This is a genomic window from Bradyrhizobium barranii subsp. barranii (genome assembly GCF_017565645.3).
GTDB classification, from domain to species: domain Bacteria; phylum Pseudomonadota; class Alphaproteobacteria; order Rhizobiales; family Xanthobacteraceae; genus Bradyrhizobium; species Bradyrhizobium barranii.
Genome location: NZ_CP086136.1, coordinates 9427966 through 9447972, shown reverse-complemented (window position 1 = coordinate 9447972; position 20007 = coordinate 9427966). Strand labels below are relative to the sequence as shown.

Genomic DNA, 20007 nt, shown 5'->3' with positions numbered 1-20007 from the left:
GCTCACACTCCCAAATAGCCCGACCGCACAATCCGGCGCGGCGCACGCGGCAAGGTCCGGTGCGTCGGCGGCACGTCATTCGGCGGCGGGGGATTTTCGTTTGTCCTGGCGGGCGCCTCTCGCTCTCGCGGCAAGCCGACCCGCTGCATGTTCATGAGGTAGCTGGTCGCGGCGAGCATCGCCTCGCAGTCGAGGAAATGGTTGTTCTTCGACCGCCTGATCCACTCCGGTCGCCCGGTCGGTGACTTGACCCGCGCCTCGGAAACGATCTGGTGGCAGTAATCGTCATCGATGCCGACCGGGACATTCCACGCGCCCGGCATCTCGGACGGCCAGCGCAGCCGCTCGTGCACCCAGCATTTCCAGTGATCGGTATCGAGCCGCACAAGATCGAGCCCGAACTTCGCCGCCTTGCCGGATCGATTGACCTCGATCTTGGACATCAGCAGCGGCACGCGCATCGGGGCGCTCGATCCCTTGGTCGGGCGAACCCGTTTCGGGAACCGGCGGCAGAACTCGTAAACGCGATTGAGCGGCAATGTGTCCGCCTTGCCCGGGCGGAAACCGCTATCAACGAACGTCAGATGGATCGGCAGGCCATCGATCGGCGTCGAGATCAACTCGGCGAGCTGGTTCCACACGTCCGCCTCGGCTGTGTCGCCGCGCAGGTATCCCCAATCGATCAGCCATGACGTGGCGCGCGAACCCCAGCCGCGAATGACGTAGGGGATGGACTGCTTTTGCACGTCGGCCGCGATTGAGAGCCGCAGCACGCCGTCGGGGACCTCACCGCGCCGGTAGTCGGCGTGGCGGGCCTTCTCCTTGATCTCGGCCCATTCCGGCACCTCGCCGCCGCCGGGCGAGTACAACTCGCCGAAGCCCGCATTGATCGCCTGTTGCACCATCGCGTCGTCGCCGAGCGCGATGGCTTCCAGATAGACCCGGATGCGATCACCGAACGAGACGAAGGGCGATGCGAGGCCCGAGACCCAATAGCTCACCGACATCGTATCCGGCGGATCGCCGGAAACCTGGCCGTTGCGATCGATCGTCTGCCCGGGCGCAACGTACTGGCCGCGCTCGTTCATGGCCGCCTTGTGGCCGTCCTCGATGACGCCGCCGCAGTGCGGGCATTCGAGATAGGTCTCGCGCGCGGCCTTCATCGGCGAAACCTTCGCCGGGTAGCGCATCAGGTTGAAGCGCGGGACGAAGTATTCGCTGCAATGCGGGCACGGCCAGCACCAATGATGCCGGGTGCCTTGCTGCCAGAGTTGCCAAATCGGGCTTTCGATATCGTCAGCCACGGCAACGTCCCAAAAGAACAGCTTCGATCGCTTGTCCTCGACGGCCTCGACGCGCCCGCGCTTTGGTGTCGATGTGACCACGCAAACAAAATCCGCATAGGTGTCGCCGCGCCGCTCGACCAGACCGAGCGGGCCGCCTTGCTCGTTCACGTTGGCGCGCATCTCGTCGTATTCGTCCACCAACGCCAGGACTGCCGGATCGGACTTGAGCGCGGCCGATGATCCCGAATGTGCGAGACGGAACGGGACGCCCGCGACCATCTTGCGGGTCTTCGTCATCCGTTTGCCGCGCGCGAGCTTCTCGGTCAGCGTCGGCGCCTGTTCGAGCAGCGACATGACGCGCGGCTCGAACTGCTCGGTGAGGAACTGCCGGTTCGGCCCGACGTACAGGATCGGCCCGGGCCTCTGATCGAGGCGCTGGCCCGCGACATCGAGCATCGCCTCCGACTTGCCGGTCTGCGCTCCGAAGACCATGACCACGCGGCGAAACTGTCCGCTCGCGATCATGCGCTCGGGCCCGACGACGTAAGGCGTCAGATGCGGATCACGCGGCCCGGGGATCGCCGCCGTTTGCGGATAGATGCGGTTCGTCGCCGCCCACACGTCGGGCGGCGTCGGCCGCGACGGTCTCGCTAGCAAGGCGAGCCGCTGCCACAGCACGTCCCCTTTCGGCGGCAATATCTGCGACCCGTTCGAGGATGTCATTCAACGCCGTTTCAATTGTCTTGCGGAATTGCAGATCGCGCGTCACGCGCGCCGGGAGCCCGGCGGTCTCTGCTCTGAAAAGCCCGGTCATCTGCTCGACGATCGCCATCGCTTCGTCGATCTCGATCAGGCGGCCTTCGCGCACCGCGTTGCGCAACTCGATTTCGCGCGCCCTGGCGTCGCGGACCCGACTGTCAGCGGCGGATTTCTGCGCGCGCCGATCGGCGTCGTTGCGAAAGCGGATGTAACCTTGCACGACATCGACCAAGTAGAACTGGTCCTTGCCCTGCTTCTCGATCCATCCCTCTTTTGCCAGTTGGCGCACGCGCTCTGCCGAGACCATGAGAAGGCGCCCGGCAAGATTGCTCGTCAGTAGTTGACCGCGCCCGCCGCCGTCCGCGCCCGCTGGTGCGCCATGGCCGCCCGGGGCGCCGGAAGCCCCGCCGGGATCGGAGCCGCCCTGTGAGGCCCCTACGGGCCTTTCCGGAGGCGTCGTAACCCTTTGATCTTCCGCCATTTTTAGCCTCGAAAATCGACCCGGAGGATCTTCCAACCACCGACCAGTGGCCTAAATCTGGGCCACTCCGCCGGGGAATTGGCCCAATACCGGGCCGCCGCCGGTCTCCCGCCGGGCGCTGCCGAGCCAGCCACCCGGCCTCGGGGGGCGAGGCCCTCGCAATTCCGCGAGCGCCAAATGGAGACCCACCGATGCAACGCTTTTTCGTAAGCATCAAAACCGAGAATGACGCTTTCGCGGGCGATCAATTCGAGCGCGAGATCGCGCGCATGCTGCGCCAGATCGCCGATCGCCTTGAGGCCGGGCACCGCACCTGCGGATCGGTACAGGACGCCAACGGCAACCGCGTCTGCGAATACGGCACGGAGTAACGGCCATGATGGCACGCACTCCCGCAGACATCGGCGCCGCCGCCGCGCAGATCGAAGACGCCACGCACCTTTTCAGCAGCGCTCAATCGCTGACCGAATGGCGCGAGCGCTTCGGCTATTCGCAGCGGCAAGCCGCCGAGGCGATCGGCTGCTCGCGCGGCGCATGGGCCGGTTACGAGCACGGCGACCAACCGATCCCGAAATACATCTCGCTCGCAATCGCGGCGCTATCGCTCGGGGTTGGCCGATGACGCTGACCGAGATCGAGGCCCGCGCGGTCGAGGCGATCCGCAAAGCGGATTACTTCACCGCTTCGCTTTTCCTCGGGCGCGGTCAGTACCGCGTCGAGAAGCGACCCACGGTGCTCGCCGCGATGCAAGCCGCGCGCGAGATCGAGACCGATCCCGCCGCCTTTACCCGGCGCGCGCTCATTTACGCCATTGCGCCCGACGGTCACGCCACGCTGCTGACCGCCGCGCTGATCGAGAAACTGCTTTCCCTCAAATCGAATGGATAACCAGATGTCCCGCTTAATCTTCAATGCCGCCGACGTGCGCCGGGTGGTCGAACATTCGATCACCGCGCCGACGCAATCCGAGATGCTCGTAGACTACGAGGACAAGCCGCCATATCGCGCGATAACAAAGCCGGTGCCCGCGCCATCGGTGCTGCTCGTCCATGATCAAGGCGTCTATCTGATGTCGAACGGTCAGCCGCGCGACATCGTCAAGGGCCAAACGTCATTCTGCGCCTATGCCCAGGGATGCCACCCGGATCGCGACGCCGATTGGTACGAGACCGCCCGCGCGCTCGTGGGCGGCGATGATTTCGGCGAGTGCCTGCCATGGGCGAATGAATTGAAGGCGCTGCTCGATCGCGGCGCGAAAACCATCGCGCTCGACTTCCGGGCCGATGCCATCGCGATCGTGGAGGGCTGACCGGTGACGAAGAAAAGACTGTTAGCGCCCGCCGCTCTCGCTGGCCTGCTCGCCCTTTGGGGATCGGGCGTCATCGTCAAGATGCCGTATCAAGAGCAGAAGGGACCGGCGCCCCACATCAGCGTGCGACCGCCGCACGACGGAGGCCGCCTATGAGAAAGCCGCCTTTCGCCAATGGCGACCGCATCCGCCTGATCGCAATGGTCGATGACCCGGCGCCGGTCGCGCCCGGCACCGAGGGCACGGTTAGCGGGGAGCCGACATTTTTCGACCAGAGTTGGGATGTCCCGGTGCAATGGGACAACGGCCGCACGCTCTCGATGGTGGTGCCGCCGGATACAGCGGAGAAAATCTGATGACCACGTGGAAAACCGAGTTTCCCGATTTCCCCGAGGCCGACCTGCCCGCCATCCCGGCGGACTTCGTCGATACGTCTTGGCATAACAACGCTTGCCCGAGCTTCACCAGCGACGAGGCCGAGCTGACCGTCTGGATCGACTATTCCGATGTCAGCATGCGAGAGCATGGCGCCGGTCATCGCTTCCAACTCGAACCGCAGCGCGATGGCGTCGAGATCGCGGGCGATGGCTTCAGCAGCGATGATTGGTCAGCGGTGCTCGCTTTCATCGATAACAGCCGCGCCGAGGTCACCGCGCGGAAAGAGATCGCCAAGACCGAGCGCATCCGCCTGCACTACGCCGTGCGGGATCGTGCGACCGAGGGCCGCGACTTGCTTTGGGGGATCGATGACATCGACGCTGACAGCGCCGACATGATCGATCGCGCCATGACCACGCTGCGCAGGGCGCTGCGCGACGGCATCGACGCCGAACTGATCATCACGAAAGCCGAAACTTAGCCGCCCTTTCTGATCATCGCCCGATCGCCCGGCGCCTCGGCTCCCGGGCGTGAGGGGTCGGAACGGCTCGCATGGTGCGCGCTGACCGATCAGAGGACGAAAATGGAAGCCATCTTTACGAAAGGAATTCTCGACCAACTCGCCGCCAATGGCGCGGCCACGCGCGCCGCGCAGCGAGCCGGTCAGCGCGAGCCGGATCACATCCCGGTCGTCAAGGTCTTCAATCCCTACAGCGGCGCCACTTGGCTGCTGACCGAGAGCGACCCCGACGAACCAGATCGCCTGTACGGCCTCTGCGACCTCGGCATGGGCGAGCCCGAGCTTGGCTATGTCGCCCGATCGGAGATGGAGGGCGTGCGGGTCAAGATCGGCCGCCATGGTCTGCCGCTCGAACGCGACCTGTATTGGTCAATCACCGAGCCGCTATCGGTCCATGCCGAGCGCGCGCGGCGCGCCGGAAGGATCGAGGCATGAAGATCAAGAGCCCCGCTTAACGGTGCGATCTGACGAAACGGCCCCGGGCGATCCCCGGGGCCTTTTTGTCGATCCGCCTATGATGGAGCGTGGGGGTCGGTGCTGCGCCGCCGCTGTTCCGAGGGGGCCTCGGCCATCGCCTGCTTCCCACGCGCAATTCCACGATACATCCCGGCGCCGCGCCGCTCGATCTCGGCATAGGCGATCTCCTTCGGCACGAGCCGCGCCCGCGCCGCCGGATCGAGGAAATAGATGTACCGCATCTGGTAGCCGTCGAGCGGCGTGCCCTGACCCGACCATGATCCGCCAGTCCTGGCGAAGTGAGCCGCACGATTCTTGCCGGTCACTTGCGTCATCTTGTGCGTGACCGAACCGTCGGGCAGTCGCAGGAGGCTCTTGTTCACCTTGATCCCGGTCAGGACGAAGCCCGCCGCGCGATAGATCGTGCCGTCGCCGCACTGGCATCCATCGGCGAACGAGATCACCCAGCCGATGTGCGGATAGTTCCTTTTGATCGTCCGCATCGCGATTGCCAGCGCCCGGCTTTCGCTATTGCGCGGCAGCGCCTCCGAAAAGGCGAGCCGGTTTAACTCGAGGAAACCGTTCCACGGCGTCTCGCGCACCAGCCCTTGAATGTTGCTCTTGTCCATCGACGGGCCGAACGTCATCGCGCCTTCGAGCCGGCCGTTCCAAAAGACGCCCAGCGACAGGAACGAGTTGTTGACCGTCTTGTGGCTGTAATGCAGCCGCGTGATCAGCCGCGTCGGCGTCCTTCTTCGCGATCGGCGCGACGCGGATTTCTTTAGCCTGTCCCATGGTTAGTCACTGCGAGGCTTCGGTTCGGGAGTCACGGTACCATCAACTCACAACGGCCCGTCGCGGAGGCGTCAATGATCTCAATTCACTTCAGCTTTTGGGATATGGCGGATATTGCCGGACCTGCTTTTCGACGATTTCGCTTGGCGCTAGTGATACTTAGTCCAAAAACATCGATGTCGGACGAGAGAACCTTGGCACCGCGGCCTGCGACTAAAAAACCGACTTGGCGCTGCGAATGTCCCCTTTTGCGAAATTGAAGCAAGATTTAGTATCAGCCTATAGTTTTATGTACAGAGGGGAGGTTTCCGTGGTTGCGCACGCTAAATCTGTCTTCATTTCCGCATTGTTGTTGGTTGGAATTTCGGGCGTATGTGTCGCCGATGAATGCTCCGCTATCTTGGAGCAGGGAGTCTTCAATACATATCAAGGCCTGCGGACAAGAGACCTGAGAGCAGGTGTTCAGCAGTCGTTCTGCGCATCAAACGTTGATCAAAAGGGAGGTTCTACTGGCGCGGGCTTAAGCGTCGAAGTCCCCATCAAAGGTGTCCCAGTGAAGTTTGGTGGTGATTTCAATCAAACGAAATCGAGCCTGCACCAGCAAGGATCGTGTGGCAGTTCGGCCTCGTCCTTTAGTGATGCGACCTATGAAAATATCCTTCAGAAAGTTGTTGCCCCGGAGATAGTGGCTGCATGGACGGATTGCCGTAAAGGTGGCTTCTTCATCAATGGAGATTTGAATGGAGACACACTGGCACTTGAGTTTAGATTTCGTCCAATGGGCCCTATTTCGAGAACGACGCTAATCGAAGACCCACGTATTACGGGAGCTAGCTGTCCAAGACCGGGAGTGAAGGCCCGGACTGTTTTAACCAACGCTCCGAAATATCAGAGTTGTCAGCGATCGGGGACCGGACCAGTGACCGTGATCGCGAATTCAACAATGGGCGGTGCAAGGTTCTTCATACCCGCCGTGCCGCCACCAGCACCACCACCGCCGGAAGTTCCCCAAGTGCTTGTAGGCAATTACCAAGTGCGGCTCGGCCCGGGTGGAGGTTGTAACGGAGGTCCGGCTAACTCCTTCCCCCGAAATCTTGCGAAAATCACTATAGACAATGCGGGGGCCGTCTTCGCGACCAATGAGTGTAACGATACGTCACGACTAAGCGTCGTGGATAACGGTCATGGAGCTATGGCTGATTTTGGGTGACGCGGCCTGATCAGGCGGCGTGGCTTTCAGTGTTCGGAATGACTTCGATTCCGTCGATGAACTTTACACCGGCGATGACTTTCGGCAACTGGTTCGTGCTCTTCAATCGCCGCCAGGTCTTCGATGCGGCGTCGATGAGCTTGAACACCATCAGCTTTGCAGTTTGTTGCGACAGCGATCCCTTGGTCCGCACCGTTCGGTGGCGCACCGTGGCGAAGACGCTCTCGATCGGGTTCGAGCTGCGTAGGTGGATCCAGTGCTCAGCAGGGAAGTCGAAGAAGGCGAGCAGCGCATGGCGATCCTTGATCAGGCACTCCACCGCACGTCCGTATTTGACGTGGTATTTCTCGACGAAGACGTCGATCGCGGTTTCAGCTTCGGCCCGGTGTGGGGCCAGATAGATGTTCCGCAGGTCGTTCTTCATGGGGCCCTGCACGGATTTGGCGACCTTGTCGAGTACGTTGCTCACTTTATGGCACCAGCATCGTTGGTGCCGCGTGCCGGGAAAGGCCTCGTCCAGTGCCTTCCAGAAGCCGAGGGCGCCGTCGCCGATGGCGAGTTGCGGGGCAATCCGTAACCCGCGTTGCCGCAGGTCGATCAGGAGTTCGCGCCAGCTCTGCGCGCTCTCGCGCACGCCGACCTGGAAGCCGATCAGCTCCTTCTTGCCTTCCGGCGTGGTGCCAATCAGCACCAGCATGCATTCGCTGTGATCTTCCATGCGGGCCTGCAGGTACACGCCATCGGCCCAGATGTAGACATAGCGACGCGCCGACAGATCGCGTCTCTGCCAGCGTTCGTACTCGACCTGCCAATCGGCCTTCAGGCCGGCGATCACCGAAGGCGACAGGTTCGGCGCATCCTTGCCGAGCAGCGCCGAGAGCGCCTCCTGGAAGTCGCCGGTCGAGATGCCGCGCAAATAGAGGACCGGGATCAAGGCATCCAGGCTCTTCGTCCGCCGCGCCCATAGCGGCAGGATTGCCGAACTGAAGCGGAGGCGGTCGCCTGGCCCGCTCGCTCCGCGGTCGCGGACCTTGGGACGAGCGACCTCCACCGGACCGATGCCGGTCGCAATCTCGCGCACCGGACCGTGCCCATGTCGGACCAGGCGCGCTCGACCGTCGGGCAGCGTCAGATTGGCCGTGCTGGCCAGAAACGCGCCAACCTCGATCTCGATCGCCCTGGCAAGCAGGTCCCGCGCGCCGGCACGAACGATATCGGTCAGTGGATCATCAACCGCGGACGGCTGACGGAAAGCAAGAACATTGGTAGTCTCGGTCATGGCGTATCGCTCTCCTCGAGAGGTTCTGGCAGGCTCGTCACCCGCCTCGATACGCCGCCTTCCTCACACCGTCATCACCCAGATTCCGCCATAGCTCACGGTCATGGCTACTGGTGGGGTCAACCGATAAGCTTCGACTTGAGTAACGGAGGCGTCACGATTTCGGAAGATAGGCCAAAAGGTAATTCGTGGCAGAAGGTCCAAAGGTAGTCTGTGCCGCGGAGCATGCGCTAGAGCTGCCTGCCCAAGTGCGCTTGGCCCATCGCACATGTCGCTGCGGTATTCTATCGCGGCATAACAGAGATCGAGTAAGCCGCACCAATCAAAGTCGATTTATGAGACGCGCCCTAGATATTCGGCGCAAATCGCGGCGAGCGCATTGCCTTGCGGCGATCGATTAGGATTGTCCGGGTCGCGCGGCTTGGTCGCCTTCGCTATCGCGCGCTCAACGATCCCGAATTGCTCGCCGTACAGTATGAACGTCATGTCCCGAAAAGGCGACCGATCGCCGTCCGGCAATTCGGGCATCTGCTCCAATTCGCCGACCCCTACGGACAGTCGCGATAGCTCGTCCTCGGTTATGCCGGTCAGCGCGATCTCGAAACCGCCCTCCACGAGGTCGGCCAATTCGAGCCGCAGCATCTCGTCATCCCAATCGCTGGCGTCGGTCAGCCGATTATCGGCGATGACATAGGCGCGCTTTTGCTGATCGGTCCATCCGCGCGCCACGATGACCGGGACTTGCGTAAATCCGAGCAGTTTGCCGGCGGCTAGGCGGCCGTGACCGGCGAGAACCATGCCGTCATCGGCCGCCAAAATCGGCATGGTCCATCCCCATTGCCGGATTGACGCCGCGATCTGCTCGATTTGCTCGGCCGAATGCCGGCGCGAATTGCGCTCATAGGGCCGTAGCCGCTCAATCGGCCATGTTTCCACGGCCGGCTTGCTCGCCAGTGCATCCATGATTTGCCGCCTGCAGGGCCGTTTACCCGCCCGGGAAAGCCCGTTTTGCGAGGAACCAAAGCCGTAAATCGGCGCCGCGAAATATCCATAAGGCGGGCGGTCCCGCGTACCCGCGCAAGCTCGTCCCATCGGTAGGACCCCGTGAAAGTTCAAATCAACGACGACACAGCGCGGTCGTCGAGGACGCGCACAGAAGACCCTGTTGAAATCGCACCGCCGGAGTCTGCACGCGTCAGCGTGCGCACCGCGCGTAAGAATGAAATGCTGCGCAAGGCCTGCCCCGCACATTCAGCGCGCGCGCGGGCCACTGTCGGGCACTGGCTGCGCCGACTGTCGGTATCGAGACCAATGTCAGCAACTTGACGCTACATGCCGCGACGAAGTGCCTTCGCAGCCTGCGAATTCACTTCGGCACGCGGTTTGCTTTGTTCACGGCATCATCACCAATCGCATGCGGTGATCTTCGGGGCGGACTCGGCGCGCGTCGCTGAAGCGTCTGGTCCGCCCCGACGGTTTGCTGCGCGATAGCTTAAGGACGCTCGGTCGTGGACCGAGAAAATGCAGGGAAGTGTTGGATGCGATCTGGAGTTCTTCTTTTAGGAGCCACGACAATTGCGTTCGTCGCAAACGGTGCAGCGAATGCGGCAGACCTTGAGCCAGAAGTGAAACTGCCACCCGCGGTGTGGAACTGGTCAGGCGGCTATATTGGCGGACACGTCGGCGGCGGGTACGGCCGAACCTCCTTCAGCAATCCCTACGGTCAGTCAATCTATGGCGGTGTCGTCGATACCCCAGTGTTTCTCGCGGGTGGCCAGGTCGGCTACAATTGGCAGAACAGCAGTTGGGTGTTTGGTCTCGAACTCGACGCCAGCGGTGTTGTCTCCGAAGGCACAAACACCTGCCTCGCCGCCTCCGGCTTCGTCGTGAGCGCAAACTGCAAGGCAGGTCCCAACCTCTTTGCTACCGGGACAGCCCGCGTTGGTTACGCTTTTGGCGCACTCGGCCACACACTGGCCTATCTCAAGGGAGGCGTAGCTTGGCAAAACAATCGGGGCGACGTCATCAACAACAACGAATATTACGGCTCTTACACCCAGGAGAAAACCCATTTCGACTATGGTCGAGTCGGTAGCATCATCGGGCTGGGCGTCGAGCAAGCACTTACGCCTGCATGGTCGGTCAACGTCGAGTATGACTATCTCCATTTCGGCGGGCCGAGTGTCGCAACGCCTCCGACGGTGCAGGATCCGCCGTTCGCAATTCTTCCGGCGAACATAACCAGCCTCTCCAGCAGCTATCACATCGGAAAGATAGGGTTGAACTACCATTTTGGCGCCGACCCGTGGGCAGTGCAATGGCCCGACGCGCCGCTATACGCAAAAGCCCCCGCCAGCGCGCCGCCGATTGCTTACACGGCCGGTTGGTCGTTCGAAGGCGGATCGCGGCTCTGGCTCAGCCGGGGACGCTTCCAATGGGACCACAGCGCAGTGGGCGCCGGCGGCCTTGATGACCCCAGCATTCTTCAATCGAGGCTCACCTATCACGGACTTGACGGACTTTCCGGAGAGCTATTTGGCCGTGTTGACAGCCCGTGGGGAGTGTTCCTGAAGGGCAACATTGGCCTCGGGCGCTTCGACAAAGGACACATGAACGATGAAGATTGGGGGCTCCCCCCGAACTTCTCCTATGTCAACACGATCTCAGGCCAGGCAAACGGGAGGTTCACGTACTACACGGCCGATGTAGGTTACGATTTCCTGCGCGCCGCCAACTACAAGGTCGGCGGATTTATCGGCTGGACCTACTACGAACAGAGCTCCGACACGAGGGGCTGTGTACAGATAGCTCACCCGGAACCCTGCTTGCCGCCGGGTGACGACAGGGTCGTTGGAAGCCAGAATACTCAGTGGAATGCAGCTCGGATCGGCCTGAGCGCCGAAACCATGCTCACCGAGCGTTGGCGTTTGAACGCTGACGTCGCTTACCTGCCCTGGACCGATTTCAAGGGGCGTGACAACCATCTCTTGCGCCCTATGACCACCTTCGATGAGCAACGGGGCAATCGTGGCGGCGGCGTTCAGGTTGAAGGCGTCTTGTCCTACTTCATCACCAGGAACTTCAGCGTCGGCGTCGGTGGCCGCTATTGGGCGATGTGGACCAACAGGCGGAGCGATACGTTGCCGTGCAGCGACAGCGGCTGCGTTGGTGCACCCATATTTGCAAAGCACAGCATGAAGCGCTGGGGCACGTTCTTTCAGGCGTCCTATAGGTTCGATTGAAAAGATCACACCTATAGCCAAGCTCCAGGCCTCTTCGACGCTAAGAAATGGCGCGAATCGAGTAAGGATCATTAGCCATGTCCTTGCCGGGCGCGGGCCTTATCCAACTGAGCAGTTCGATCTTGAGCGCTTGGTCCCGGTAGCCGAGGGAGACCAGCGCATTGTGGGCGTCGGCCCATGACATCGCGCGAGCGATGTATCGCTCGACGATGTTGCGATGGTAGGCGCGCCATTGCGCGAGGTATTCGGGATCGAGCCGGTTGACAGCACGATCTCGCGCAACGCGCTGGATCAGCACGGCCTAGTCCTTGTAGGGCGGCACGCCGGGCGGGGGATCTTCCGGCTTATCCGCGTTCGGCTGCTCCTGTTCGGCCTTGTCCGCCGGCGGCTTGTCCGCATGGCGCCGGTCCTCGTGCTCGTCCTCTTTCGGCTTGCCTGCCATGGCACCCTCAGTGTTAGCGGCGCCGGGTCGACATCGCCCGGATGACCGCGATTGCGAGGTTTAGCGTCATCTCCTGCCCGCATCACCTCGGCGAAGTCCTTGTAGAACGGCACGTCTTGCCGGATCGGGACCGACGGCCGCAGCGAATACATCAGCTTGATGCGGCCCTTCGCCTTGCGTGTCGATCGGCCCTGACGTTGGAAGATGAAGCGCCCGCGCTTGAAGCTGTTCCGTAAATTCTTCGGCTGCTGCTGCGTCCGCACGGCGCCGCCGCTCGTCCGCTGCACGTTGACCGACGACGGGATCGAGAGGTTGCCGCCCTTCGCCCGGCGCGTGCCGCCCTTGGCATGCAGAAACAGGTTCGCCCGACCGATCTTGTCGTAAATCTCGACCGTCAGATCGCCCTTCGTGGCGCGCGAGCCCTTCGTGGTCAGCGCGGCATTCATGAACGAACGATTCCGGACGGTCACTGACGACGGCCATGTCGTCTCGATCAGGTACGACCGGGTATTCTCGGCGGCCATGTTGAGTGTGGTCGCCATGATGTAGGGGATTTGATCGACCGTCGCGCCGAGGTCCATGGCACGCTGCGCGATCTGCGAGAAATCGAAATCAACCCCGAGCGTTGGCATGGGTGGTGGGTGTGCTCATAAGGCGTAGAGGTCAAGCTTCTGACGGCCAGGCGGAATTCTTACGCTTAGCCAGAGCCTTACTGCTTTTGCCCCTCAACGGAACATGTGCTCTCAAAAAAGCGAACGCTGCTGCTCTCCGGACTGCTATATTCTGGCTGCCGGGCGGCTCGAATTCTGGTGAACGACCATGAGGCGGCGCGATTTCGTTGCCTTGATCACGTTTGCGGCGTTGTCGCTTCCACGACGGGCGCTTGCGCAAAAAAAGCCCCTTCGGATCGGTTGGCTCGTGTTCGACGATGCATCGCTGGGGCGGATCGATCAATCGCTGAAGGATGCGCTCGCGCAGGGCGCCTTCGCGAGCGGCAGCAATCTCCAGATCATTTACCGTTACGCCGAAGGCAACTCGACGCGACTCCGAGAGTTGGCGGAGGAACTCGTTGTGCAGAAGCCCGACCTACTGCTTGCGATTGGTGGCGACCTCATCAAAGCGCTGTTCGATGCAAGCGGGGGCGTCATACCTGTCGTGGGTGGCGTCAGCGACAGTCCGATACGAGCAGGTCTGGCCACGTCTCTCGCCAACCCTGGCAAGAATTTTACCGGTGTAACCTTTCTTACCGATGAAATGGCGGTCAAACGGGTGGAATTGCTAAGCGAGGTAGCTCCTAAGGCAAAGCGGGTGTCAGTCATTTTCAATCCGCAACATCTCGATGATGAGCTAACGTTTGCACGGAAAGCGGCACAATCGCTTGGCATCGATCCCCGTGGGTCGGTCAAAATCCCCCGGGTATGGTCACTTGAAACTCCCCCACCTGATGATCGCCGTCAGCGCCGCTGAACAGCAGTAGCCGGTCAGGCAGGACGTTTATGTTCGACCCCTTTAGCCAGCAAGGGGCCGGGGAGTTGAACGTCTTGAAGCGACATCTGCAAAGCACCGTACTTACATTACTTGATCGCAACACCAGCCAGCGCGAGATTCACCGGCTGACGGGTGTCGATCGCAAGACGATCCGGCGTTATCAGGCGCTGCGGGCCGGTGCGGAGGCAAATTCCCCCGGGGAAGTGACCACCGGCTCGGTGAGCGCGGACGGCCAAATTCCTCCACCCCGACCACCGGCTTTTGGGACATCGGAAGCGACGGTCACCAGCAGCCTGGCCCGTTCGGCTTGCGAAGCGCATCGGACGTGGATCGAAGAACAGGTCCGGCTGAAGCGGAACGCGCAGGCGATTTACCAGGACCTGGTTGATCAATTTGGCTTTCCGTCCAGCTACCAGAGTGTCAAGCGGTTTGTGCGCCGGTTGCGGCACGCTGATCCTGAGCAGTTTGATCGTCTTGAGTTCCTCCCCGGCGAGGAAGCTCAGGTCGACTATGGCGAGGGCGCGCCGACGGTTGATCCGAAGAGCGGGCGGTACCGTCGTCCCCGCCTGTTCGTGATGACGCTACGCTACTCGCGGCGCAGCTTCCGGCGGGTAGTCTGGAAGTCCAGCCAACAAGTCTGGGCGCAGCTCCACGAAGAGGCGTTCCGGTATTTTGGCGGGGTCCCCAGCTATGTCGTGCTCGACAACCTGAAGGAAGGCGTCCTCAAGCCGGATTTGTACGAGCCCCAGCTCAACCCGATTTACAGCGCGATGCTGGCTCATTACGCCGTGGTCGCCGATCCCGCGCGCGTGGCCGATCCAAATCGGAAAGGATGCGTCGAGAATGCGATTCAACATACCCAGGGCACTGCGCTGGCCGGACGGCGCTTCGAGACGCTGGAGGCGCAAAACGAGTTCTTGAGGCACTGGGAGGAGAACTGGGCTTCCAAACGCATCCACGGCAGCACGCGCCGTCAGGTCGAGGCGATGTTCCAGGAAGAGAAGCCGCACCTGCGGCCGCTGCCTGTCGCTCCCTTCCGCATCTTCACCGAAGTCGTCCGGACTGTCTGCGACGACACCACCGTACGCGTCGACAACAGCTATTACGCCGCGCGGCCCGCGCCGATCGGCAGCCAGGTCGTCGTGCGCATCTACACCACCACGATCGAGATCCGTGATCGCCACACCCGTGCGCTGCTGCGTGTTCATTCCCGGATGGCGCACCCCGGTTCTGTCGTCCTGCCGACCAGCGAACGGCCGTTCAACCCGTCGCGGCAAACCGCCGTGCTGCTGGCGAGCGCCGAGCGCATCGGACCGCAGACCAGGGCCTTGTGCCAGCAGGTGTTCGACACCGAAGGGCGCCCCGGACAGCGCGCGATGTGGGGCATTGTCGGGCTGGGCCGGAAGTATCCGGCGCGGCTGGTCGAGCAGGCCTGCGCGCACGCCATCGACAACCGCATCTACCGCTACAAGCACGTGCGTGCGACCGTCGAGCGGTTGTTCGAACAGGCGATCGAGCAGGTTGGAGTGACGCCACAGCCGGCATCGCCGCTCACCCAGGATCATCCGCTGATCCGTACCCCCGCGGAATACGGCGACCTCTTCAGCCGCGCTGTGCGGCGCGACGCCGACGACAATGGTCGGCAGGCCGAGGCTCACGACGATCACGCCACGGCAATCCGCGCTCGTGTCGCCTGCGCAACCCCGGCCAACTCCGGCGCCACGAGCGCTCCCGCTGCACCTTCTCACCTTAAACTGGAGACCTAGCCACATGATGACCATGCCGGAAATTGAGCGTTGCCTACGACAGCTGCGCCTGTCGGGTGTCCGCGACACGCTGCAGACGCGCGTGCTCCAGGCGCAGGGCGCCAACCAGCCCTTCCTCGAGACCTTCTCCCTTATCCTGCAGGATGAACTGGACCGTCGTCAGTCCCGTCTTATCGAGCGGCGATACCAGCAATCCGGGCTCGACGAAAAGCTGACGCTCGCCGAGTTCGACTGGTCCTTCAATCCCAAACTGCCACGTCAGACCTGCTTCCAGCTCCACACCCTGGCGTTCATTGCCGCTGGCGAGAACGCTCTGCTTGTTGGCAAACCTGGCACCGGGAAGTCGCACATAGCCAAGGCGATTGCCTATCAGGCGATCCTGCAAAGCCACAAGGTCCAGTATCTTGAGACCGACGACTTCTTCCACCGCTACGCCCTGAACTCTCCGGCACAACGCGAGGTCCGGCTGCGAACCATCATCGACTGCGATCTCCTCGTGCTGGACGATCTATTCCTCGCACGCGCCATCCCCGACGACGCCGGCACTTTGCTGCAGACCCTGATCCATCAGCGTTACAAACTGCGCCGCAGCGTCATCGTCACCTCCAATCGCGTCGTGCAGGATTGGGGGGCATACCTTGGGGACAACACTATGAGCACGACGATCCTCGATCGCCTTATGCATCATTGCCATCTGCTTGAGTTCGACGGACGCAGCTATCGGCTCAAAGAAGCCGCTGAAGCTCTTGCCCGGGAAACAAACTCAAACTAACAGTCCCTTGTCCTGCCTCGCGGGTGGAGGAATTTGACTGACCACACCCGGAGGAATTTGAAGTGACCCGCGGGGGCATCGATATAACAGCGCATCCGATTGGTAGCCCCGGAGAACTTGAGCCCGCGCTTCGTGCAGCAAGTACCAATGGCGCGAACGGTTTGTTTGTGGTCGCCTCGCGCCTAACTAATTTTGTCGCCCCAAGAATTGCCCAATATGGATTGGAGCAGCGGCTTCCGGTCATCGCAGCGTGGCGCGAATTCGCCGCCAGCGGGGCCTTGTTGTCGTATGGACCAGATAGGATTTTTGAGGCCAAGCGCATCGCAGGTTACGTGCAGAAGGTGCTGAACGGTACAAAACCGGCCGACCTGCCGATTGAGCAACCAGTGAAGTTCGAGCTTGTGATTAATCTGAAAACAGCGCGCAGCATTGGATTGCCGATTAGCCGAGAGTTGTTACTGCGTGCAGATGACGTGATTGAATGACCGCTCTTGGCCCAACCCCGACCTCGAGATCCGCTCTCGCGCCCGCTAACAGGGGGGCAGCGGGCCACTGTCATATGCGCCCGGATCTGCGGCACGTGGTTCTTGAGTACGTGACCCCAAAAAACCGACCCCGCCGCCGGGATCGGTCGAACAGTCTTGCGTTAGTGGGAAATACCACGGCGGCCCGATCCATCAGCGCGTGGCTTTGGCCTCGGGCGCGTGCGCGAAGAAGGCACCGGTTTTTTCAAGTCGTCAACGTAATTTTCTGCGCGCTCTTTCGGCAGTTCGGGGAAGATGCCGGGCAAGAGATCGGCGTCCAAATTGATTACGTCGAGAGTAATCAGCCGTTTAGTCACCGCTTTGCGCAGCCGCGCGAGCGCCTCGGCGTAGCTCATGACGCGCCCAATTTTTTCTGCTTCGATCCGCCAGGCACGATAGGCGGCGTTGAACCAAGCGAGATCACCGGTCGCGTTAGCGTGGTTGATTGTCTCTTGCACATGGCGAACCGCCGCATGCACCCGCGACATCGCCGCGTCGTGGTTCGTCAGCGTGATCTTCCAGCGCGCGGCGACCGCCTCGACTTGGCGCCGGGCGAACTCGGCGCGGACCGCAAGCCTCCCCTCGGGATCGCGCGGCAGCACCTCGGTCGCCTCGGCCACGATCGCCTCGGCGGTGTCGCGGTCCTTGACCCAATACGCGCAGCCGATCTCCGACCACGGCCAATTGTCCCGGATGCCATCGAAGGTCCGGCCGAGGTCGCGGGAGACGCCGACGATGCACGGCTCGCCGCGCGGGATCGTGGCGATATAGATCGCCGCCACGCCGAAAACGATCAGGTACTCCCTGTCCGCGCCATGGGGGATTTCAAGGTCCATCGTATCTCCACCCGCGCTTGCCGTCGCTCATTGATCACCTTGCAATGCGGCGTGCAGCGCCGCCGCCGCTTCCGCGCGGCAGGCGTCGCGCAGTTTCGCGGGCAAAGCCGCCCATGGCTTTCCCCGACGCCGGGCTTCCTCGCCGACAACCCTGTTCGCGACCGCGTCCCTGATCGCGATGGCGGCGGTCTCAATCATCGCCTCGGTGATCCGCATGGTGCCCTCCCTTAGAAGACCGGCACGAGCTCGCCGCGCAGACCCTCGGCGATGACATCGCAGCCGCGATCGTGGTTGGCCCGCCATGTGTCGGCATAGCCGCCGCGCTTGACCGCGACCCATCCCGCGTCGCGTTCGAGAGAGTGCGCCAGGGCGACACAGTTGACCGCCCGGAGCAGATGCATTTGGCCGAGCAGGTAGCGGGCGGGCCAGCAGATCGCCGCCTCCATGCGGGTGACATCGCTGAAGGACGGCAGCAGGCGCGTGCGGTTCTGCATCCGCATCGTTTTCTCGAGTTCGCCTTGCGCCTGTTGAGCGAGCAAGTCCTCGAACTCGTAACTGTAGGCAGGCCACGGCGCGCCATAGCCCGCGACCGCGCGCATCGGGATCAGGCGCAGGGTTCGCATCGCCTCGGCGAGACGCTTGCCGACATGCGGGCCGCTCCAGACCGAGGGGGCGATGTCCTCCATTACGGCGTCTTCGAGCGGGTTGAATTTCAGCGGGTCATCCCGGCGGATCACGGGCACGTCACTCAAGGGCCATCTCCTTCTGCTTTTCGGCCAGTTCCTCGAACCGTTGCGTCTGCACGTCGAACCCCATGTTGATCGCGCCCTTGAAGCCGGTTTCCTCGAACCGAACCTTGGCGATGTGCACGGTGGATCTGTTGGCTTCCGGCGCGCGTTCGATGACGACGCCGTGGTCGCATTTGTTGAACCAGTGGGCCGACCCCTCGATATCGTAGAGCGTGGCGGTTCGGGCCCGGCCGTGCTCCCACACGTCCTTGGTCGGGTGCGCCAGGACGATCACGGCGACCTCGTATTGCCGCCCGAAGCGCTTCAGCATGCGGATGGCCCGGCCGATGTATTCCGTCGAACTCTCATCGCGGCGCCGGGCGTGCTCGATCTCGTTCCATGGGTCGATGACCAGCACGCGGATGCCATCGCGCAGCACCGCATCGCGGGCTTTCTCGATGATCCATTCCAGCGTGATGTCTTCCTCGTCGGCGTCATTCGGATCGTGGTCGATGAACGTGAAGCTACCCTCGATGAACTCGTCGGCCTCGGCCGATGCAGCCGCGGTGCCCGCGATGATCCGGCGCAGCTTGTCGCGGAGATGCGGCACCGTTGGCATCTCGGCGGAGAAGACGGCCGAACGCCATCCGTAGGCGCGGGCGATGTTGACCAGCACGTTCAGCACCCAAGTCGATTTGCCGTGGCTCGGGATGCCGGTGACGACCATGAACTCGCCCGGGAACAGCTTCAGCCAAGCATTGTTGGCGGACGCGACGCTGTCGCCGTCGAACAGCGGCCAGCCGATCGAGATCGGGTGCAGCGCCGGGAGCGCCGGATACTCCGAGAGCCGATAGAGCCCGCGAACCGGATACTGTTTGGCCTCCCGCAGCACGGCGCTGACCGCATCGCGCCCGCACTGGCGCAGCACCTCGTTCAAGTCCTTGCAGCCCGGCGGGAACGTCACGAACAGACAGCGCACGGCGCCGAGCCGACGGACGATTTCGGCAGCGAGCCGTTGTCCTGGCCCGTCGTCATCGACTGCGAGAATGAACCGCTTGATCCGCTTCAACCGATCGCGGTTGAGCCACAGGAACTCGAACTTGCCGCTCGCCTCGGTCTGCGGATCGAGCGGCGGCAGGCGTCCATCCTTCGGGACCGGCGGCGCGCCATCGGGCACCGAGACCGTGAGCGGCCAGCCGCAATCGATCGCGACCATGCCGTCCTCGATGCCCTCGGTGATCACGAGCGCTTGCGTGCCCGCTTCCAGAAGCGGGTCATCGAGCACGTCGGCGTTCCAGAACGTCCGCTTGCCGCCCTTGCGATGCCAGAAGAACTTCTCGCCATCGCGCTCGGTGCGATATTTCTCGTTCACGACGACGCCGTGCTCGATGAACGGATAGACGAGGATGTTGCCGCTCGGGTTGGCGACGACATGCCGGTTCGGCTTCTCACCGACGAGAGTACCCGTATAAATCTCGAACTTGGCGGCCAGCTCGGGCGATATCCCCCGGGCCTCGAAGAACTCGACGTGTCGCGTCGCGAGCGTCGTCATAGCGATAGCTCCCATGGAATTCGTCGCAGTGGAAACAGCGGAAGAAAAAGCCGTCCGCATCGCAGCGGATGGACAGGCACTTGTGGGTCTTCTTGCGCCGCAGATGTGAGCAGGCCGGGCAGCGGAGTTCGTGGGTGCCGCTATGCGAGCGCGGGTCGAAGCCGATCCGGGCGAACATCCGCAG

At 62.4% G+C, this 20007-nt stretch carries 24 protein-coding genes; 13 read left to right on the top strand and 11 right to left on the bottom strand.

Features of this window, described 5'->3' with window-relative positions:
* Positions 1 to 2: 2 nt before the first annotated feature.
* Both J4G43_RS45840 and J4G43_RS45835 read right to left on the bottom strand, forming a co-directional pair.
* A complete protein-coding gene (locus J4G43_RS45840) occupies positions 3 to 1907 on the bottom strand; it encodes a terminase gpA endonuclease subunit (protein WP_225005532.1) in 1905 nt (634 codons plus the stop codon).
* Positions 1849 to 2352 carry a hypothetical protein gene (locus tag J4G43_RS45835; protein WP_049831876.1) on the bottom strand — a complete coding sequence of 168 codons (504 nt, stop codon included), beginning with the start codon at positions 2350 to 2352 and terminating at the stop codon, positions 1849 to 1851. Before J4G43_RS45835 ends, J4G43_RS45840 begins: the two co-directional genes overlap by 59 nt.
* A 365-nt stretch (positions 2353 to 2717) precedes the next feature.
* Here J4G43_RS45835 and J4G43_RS45830 point away from each other — a divergent pair, with 365 nt between their 5' ends.
* From J4G43_RS45830 to J4G43_RS45800, 7 genes are all read left to right on the top strand, one after another.
* Entirely contained in the window at positions 2718 to 2897 is a 180-nt protein-coding gene (locus J4G43_RS45830; protein WP_028152442.1) for a hypothetical protein, read from the top strand.
* Positions 2898 to 2902: 5 nt separating this feature from the next.
* Entirely contained in the window at positions 2903 to 3148 is a 246-nt protein-coding gene (locus J4G43_RS45825) for a helix-turn-helix domain-containing protein (RefSeq protein WP_208088770.1), read from the top strand.
* Positions 3145 to 3414 carry a hypothetical protein gene (locus tag J4G43_RS45820; RefSeq protein WP_028152444.1) on the top strand — a complete coding sequence of 90 codons (270 nt, stop codon included), beginning with the start codon at positions 3145 to 3147 and terminating at the stop codon, positions 3412 to 3414. The genes J4G43_RS45825 and J4G43_RS45820 overlap by 4 nt, the downstream gene beginning before the upstream one ends.
* Before the next feature lie 4 nt (positions 3415 to 3418).
* Complete coding sequence (locus tag J4G43_RS45815) at positions 3419 to 3835, top strand: DUF3085 domain-containing protein (protein ID WP_225005530.1); 417 nt, start codon at positions 3419 to 3421, stop codon at positions 3833 to 3835.
* A gap of 152 nt (positions 3836 to 3987) precedes the next feature.
* Positions 3988 to 4191: a DUF4314 domain-containing protein gene (locus J4G43_RS45810; protein WP_028152445.1), complete on the top strand. Its 204-nt coding sequence runs from the start codon at positions 3988 to 3990 to the stop codon at positions 4189 to 4191.
* Positions 4191 to 4694, top strand: coding sequence for a hypothetical protein (locus J4G43_RS45805; RefSeq protein WP_049831878.1), 504 nt, complete (start codon positions 4191 to 4193; stop codon positions 4692 to 4694). Before J4G43_RS45810 ends, J4G43_RS45805 begins: the two co-directional genes overlap by 1 nt.
* Before the next feature lie 102 nt (positions 4695 to 4796).
* Entirely contained in the window at positions 4797 to 5168 is a 372-nt protein-coding gene (locus tag J4G43_RS45800) for a DUF2958 domain-containing protein (RefSeq protein ID WP_049831879.1), read from the top strand.
* Positions 5169 to 5245: 77 nt separating this feature from the next.
* On the opposite strand, the gene J4G43_RS45795 is transcribed toward J4G43_RS45800, so the two are convergent.
* The gene (locus tag J4G43_RS45795) at positions 5246 to 5878 is read right to left on the bottom strand and encodes a Mom family adenine methylcarbamoylation protein (protein WP_456298923.1); all 633 of its coding nucleotides are present in this window, start codon (positions 5876 to 5878) and stop codon (positions 5246 to 5248) included.
* Between the two features lie 344 nt (positions 5879 to 6222).
* Here J4G43_RS45795 and J4G43_RS45790 point away from each other — a divergent pair, with 344 nt between their 5' ends.
* On the top strand, positions 6223 to 7194 hold the full coding sequence (locus J4G43_RS45790) for a hypothetical protein (RefSeq protein WP_208088767.1): 972 nt from the start codon (positions 6223 to 6225) through the stop codon (positions 7192 to 7194).
* Positions 7195 to 7204: 10 nt separating this feature from the next.
* Here the strand turns inward: J4G43_RS45790 and J4G43_RS45785 are convergent, their stop codons facing one another.
* Positions 7205 to 8473 carry an IS256 family transposase gene (locus tag J4G43_RS45785; protein ID WP_038952271.1) on the bottom strand — a complete coding sequence of 423 codons (1269 nt, stop codon included), beginning with the start codon at positions 8471 to 8473 and terminating at the stop codon, positions 7205 to 7207.
* Positions 8474 to 8806: 333 nt separating this feature from the next.
* Positions 8807 to 9289: a ParB N-terminal domain-containing protein gene (locus J4G43_RS45780; protein WP_456298914.1), complete on the bottom strand. Its 483-nt coding sequence runs from the start codon at positions 9287 to 9289 to the stop codon at positions 8807 to 8809.
* Between the two features lie 809 nt (positions 9290 to 10098).
* Here J4G43_RS45780 and J4G43_RS45775 point away from each other — a divergent pair.
* Positions 10099 to 11715 (top strand): outer membrane beta-barrel protein, encoded by a 1617-nt coding sequence (locus tag J4G43_RS45775; protein WP_249814719.1) that lies wholly within the window; start codon positions 10099 to 10101, stop codon positions 11713 to 11715.
* 40 nt (positions 11716 to 11755) lie between these two features.
* Here the strand turns inward: J4G43_RS45775 and J4G43_RS45770 are convergent, their stop codons facing one another.
* Positions 11756 to 12013: a hypothetical protein gene (locus tag J4G43_RS45770; RefSeq protein WP_028154636.1), complete on the bottom strand. Its 258-nt coding sequence runs from the start codon at positions 12011 to 12013 to the stop codon at positions 11756 to 11758.
* On the bottom strand, positions 12007 to 12789 hold the full coding sequence (locus J4G43_RS45765) for a hypothetical protein (RefSeq protein ID WP_208088761.1): 783 nt from the start codon (positions 12787 to 12789) through the stop codon (positions 12007 to 12009). The genes J4G43_RS45770 and J4G43_RS45765 overlap by 7 nt, the downstream gene beginning before the upstream one ends.
* A 187-nt stretch (positions 12790 to 12976) precedes the next feature.
* Here J4G43_RS45765 and J4G43_RS45760 point away from each other — a divergent pair, with 187 nt between their 5' ends.
* The 4 genes from J4G43_RS45760 (at position 12977) to J4G43_RS45745 (ending at position 16668) form a co-directional block, all read left to right on the top strand.
* Complete coding sequence (locus J4G43_RS45760) at positions 12977 to 13624, top strand: ABC transporter substrate binding protein (protein ID WP_208088759.1); 648 nt, start codon at positions 12977 to 12979, stop codon at positions 13622 to 13624.
* A gap of 29 nt (positions 13625 to 13653) precedes the next feature.
* Complete coding sequence (gene istA, locus J4G43_RS45755; RefSeq protein ID WP_100214066.1) at positions 13654 to 15411, top strand: IS21-like element IS1631 family transposase; 1758 nt, start codon at positions 13654 to 13656, stop codon at positions 15409 to 15411.
* Positions 15412 to 15415: 4 nt separating this feature from the next.
* A complete protein-coding gene (gene istB / locus J4G43_RS45750) occupies positions 15416 to 16183 on the top strand; it encodes an IS21-like element IS1631 family helper ATPase IstB (protein WP_038952109.1) in 768 nt (255 codons plus the stop codon).
* A 62-nt stretch (positions 16184 to 16245) separates the two neighbouring features.
* The gene (locus tag J4G43_RS45745) at positions 16246 to 16668 is read left to right on the top strand and encodes an ABC transporter substrate binding protein (protein ID WP_208088758.1); all 423 of its coding nucleotides are present in this window, start codon (positions 16246 to 16248) and stop codon (positions 16666 to 16668) included.
* 161 nt (positions 16669 to 16829) lie between these two features.
* Here the strand turns inward: J4G43_RS45745 and J4G43_RS45740 are convergent, their stop codons facing one another.
* The 4 genes from J4G43_RS45740 to J4G43_RS45725 are packed head-to-tail and all read right to left on the bottom strand — an operon-like array spanning position 16830 to position 19823.
* Complete coding sequence (locus J4G43_RS45740; protein WP_208088757.1) at positions 16830 to 17543, bottom strand: hypothetical protein; 714 nt, start codon at positions 17541 to 17543, stop codon at positions 16830 to 16832.
* A gap of 27 nt (positions 17544 to 17570) precedes the next feature.
* Positions 17571 to 17759 (bottom strand): hypothetical protein, encoded by a 189-nt coding sequence (locus J4G43_RS45735; protein WP_028153569.1) that lies wholly within the window; start codon positions 17757 to 17759, stop codon positions 17571 to 17573.
* A gap of 11 nt (positions 17760 to 17770) precedes the next feature.
* Positions 17771 to 18295, bottom strand: a complete 525-nt coding sequence (locus J4G43_RS45730; RefSeq protein WP_155258121.1) for a hypothetical protein — start codon at positions 18293 to 18295, stop codon at positions 17771 to 17773.
* Entirely contained in the window at positions 18288 to 19823 is a 1536-nt protein-coding gene (locus J4G43_RS45725) for a DnaB-like helicase C-terminal domain-containing protein (protein ID WP_035677672.1), read from the bottom strand. Before J4G43_RS45725 ends, J4G43_RS45730 begins: the two co-directional genes overlap by 8 nt.
* Positions 19824 to 20007 lie beyond the last annotated feature (184 nt).